The sequence below is a fragment of the Cupriavidus gilardii genome (genome assembly GCF_008801915.1).
Classification (GTDB): domain Bacteria; phylum Pseudomonadota; class Gammaproteobacteria; order Burkholderiales; family Burkholderiaceae; genus Cupriavidus; species Cupriavidus gilardii.
Map to the genome: position 1 here is coordinate 2,501 of NZ_VZOV01000052.1, position 2,972 is coordinate 5,472.

The 2,972-nt window shown below is 54.2% G+C and carries 2 rRNA genes (1 of these 2 cut by a window edge); both read left to right on the top strand.

Annotated elements, in window-relative coordinates:
• A 23S ribosomal RNA gene (locus F7Q96_RS26200) occupies window positions 1-2,682 on the top strand (it extends 199 nt beyond the left edge of the window).
• Between the two features lie 123 nt (window positions 2,683-2,805).
• Window positions 2,806-2,919: ribosomal RNA gene (gene rrf / locus F7Q96_RS26205) — 5S ribosomal RNA — on the top strand.
• Window positions 2,920-2,972: the final 53 nt, after the last annotated feature.

Consider the following 2,972-nt stretch of genomic DNA (forward strand, 5'->3'; position numbering starts at 1 on the left):
AGTAGCTGCAGGAACAGAAATCAACCGAGATTCCCAAAGTAGTGGCGAACGAAATGGGATGAGCCTTGTACTTTTTAGCAGTGTGGTTAGCAAAACGGGATGGAAAGCCCGGCCATAGCAGGTGATAGCCCTGTATGCGAAAACCGCGTTGTGGAACTAGGGGTACGACAAGTAGGGCGGGACACGTGAAATCCTGTCTGAAGATGGGGGGACCATCCTCCAAGGCTAAATACTCGTGATCGACCGATAGTGAACCAGTACCGTGAGGGAAAGGCGAAAAGAACCCCGGGAGGGGAGTGAAATAGATCCTGAAACCGCATGCATACAAACAGTCGGAGCCTGGCAACGGGTGACGGCGTACCTTTTGTATAATGGGTCAGCGACTTACATTCAGTGGCAAGCTTAACCGGTTAGGGAAGGCGTAGCGAAAGCGAGTCCGAACAGGGCGATTGAGTCGCTGGGTGTAGACCCGAAACCAGACGATCTATCCATGGCCAGGTTGAAGGTGCGGTAACACGTACTGGAGGACCGAACCCACTAACGTTGAAAAGTTAGGGGATGAGCTGTGGATAGGGGTGAAAGGCTAAACAAGTCTGGAAATAGCTGGTTCTCTCCGAAAACTATTTAGGTAGTGCCTCGTGTCTCACCTTCGGGGGTAGAGCACTGTCATGGTTGGGGGGTCTATTGCTGATTACCCCGCCATAGCAAACTCCGAATACCGAAGAGTGCAATCACGGGAGACAGACATCGGGTGCTAACGTCCGGTGTCAAGAGGGAAACAACCCAGACCGCCAGCTAAGGTCCCCAAGATTGGCTAAGTGGGAAACGAAGTGGGAAGGCTAAAACAGTCAGGAGGTTGGCTTAGAAGCAGCCACCCTTTAAAGAAAGCGTAATAGCTCACTGATCGAGTCGTCCTGCGCGGAAGATGTAACGGGGCTAAGCCAGTCACCGAAGCTGCGGGCGCACCTTGTGTGCGCGGTAGGAGAGCGTTCCGTAAGCCTGTGAAGGTGTCTTGTAAAGGATGCTGGAGGTATCGGAAGTGCGAATGCTGACATGAGTAGCGATAAAGGGGGTGAAAGGCCCCCTCGCCGTAAGCCCAAGGTTTCCTACGCAACGTTCATCGGCGTAGGGTGAGTCGGCCCCTAAGGCGAGGCAGAGATGCGTAGCTGATGGGAAGCAGGTTAATATTCCTGCACCGTCGTATGATGCGATGGGGGGACGGATCGCGGAAGGTTGTCCGGGTGTTGGAAGTCCCGGTCCCTGCATTGGAGAAGGCGCTTTGGCAAATCCGGGCGCGTAATTCAAGGATGTGGGGCGAGCGGCCTAGTGCTGCGAAGCAATCGGAAGGGGTCCCAAGAAAAGCCTCTAAGCTTCAGTCATACGAGACCGTACCGCAAACCGACACAGGTGGGCGAGATGAGTATTCTAAGGCGCTTGAGAGAACTCGGGAGAAGGAACTCGGCAAATTGGTACCGTAACTTCGGGATAAGGTACGCCCTGGTAGCTTGACTGGCCTGCGCCAGAAGGGTGAAGGGGTTGCAATAAAATGGTGGCTGCGACTGTTTAATAAAAACACAGCACTCTGCAAACACGAAAGTGGACGTATAGGGTGTGACGCCTGCCCGGTGCCGGAAGATTAAATGATGGGGTGCAAGCTCTTGATTGAAGTCCCGGTAAACGGCGGCCGTAACTATAACGGTCCTAAGGTAGCGAAATTCCTTGTCGGGTAAGTTCCGACCTGCACGAATGGCGTAACGATGGCCACACTGTCTCCTCCCGAGACTCAGCGAAGTTGAAGTGTTTGTGATGATGCAATCTCCCCGCGGCTAGACGGAAAGACCCCATGAACCTTTACTGCAGCTTTGCATTGGACTTTGAACCGATCTGTGTAGGATAGGTGGGAGGCTTTGAAGCGAGGACGCCAGTTCTCGTGGAGCCGTCCTTGAAATACCACCCTGGTTTGTTTGAGGTTCTAACCTAGGCCCGTGAATCCGGGTCGGGGACAGTGCATGGTAGGCAGTTTGACTGGGGCGGTCTCCTCCCAAAGTGTAACGGAGGAGTTCGAAGGTACGCTTGGTACGGTCGGACATCGTACCTAAAGTGCAATGGCAAAAGCGTGCTTAACTGCGAGACCGACAAGTCGAGCAGGTGCGAAAGCAGGACATAGTGATCCGGTGGTTCTGAATGGAAGGGCCATCGCTCAACGGATAAAAGGTACTCTGGGGATAACAGGCTGATACCGCCCAAGAGTTCATATCGACGGCGGTGTTTGGCACCTCGATGTCGGCTCATCTCATCCTGGGGCTGTAGCCGGTCCCAAGGGTATGGCTGTTCGCCATTTAAAGAGGTACGTGAGCTGGGTTTAAAACGTCGTGAGACAGTTTGGTCCCTATCTGCCGTGGGCGTTGGAATCTTGACGGGGGCTGCTCCTAGTACGAGAGGACCGGAGTGGACGTACCGCTGGTGTACCTGTTGTCTCGCCAGAGGCATCGCAGGGTAGCTATGTACGGAAGAGATAACCGCTGAAAGCATCTAAGCGGGAAACTCGCCTGAAGATGAGGATTCCCTGGAGCCTCGAGCTCCTTGAAGGGTCGTTCAAGACCAGGACGTTGATAGGCTGGGTGTGGAAGCGCAGTAATGCGTTAAGCTAACCAGTACTAATTGCCCGTAAGGCTTGATCCTATAACCAGTGCGTTTAGCGCGTTCGACGCGCACCGCTGGTATCCGCATACGTGCCATACAGCACAACCCGACGCTACATCCCAATACGCCCGATTGGCCCAGCCAGTCCGGCAACCCTTTATGCCTGGTGACCATAGCAAGTCGGAACCACCCCTTCCCATCCCGAACAGGACCGTGAAACGACTTCGCGCCGATGATAGTGCGGACTACCCGTGTGAAAGTAGGTCATCGCCAGGCTCTCCTTTGAAAACGCCCCAGATCCTCAAGGTCTGGGGCGTTTTGCTTTGCGG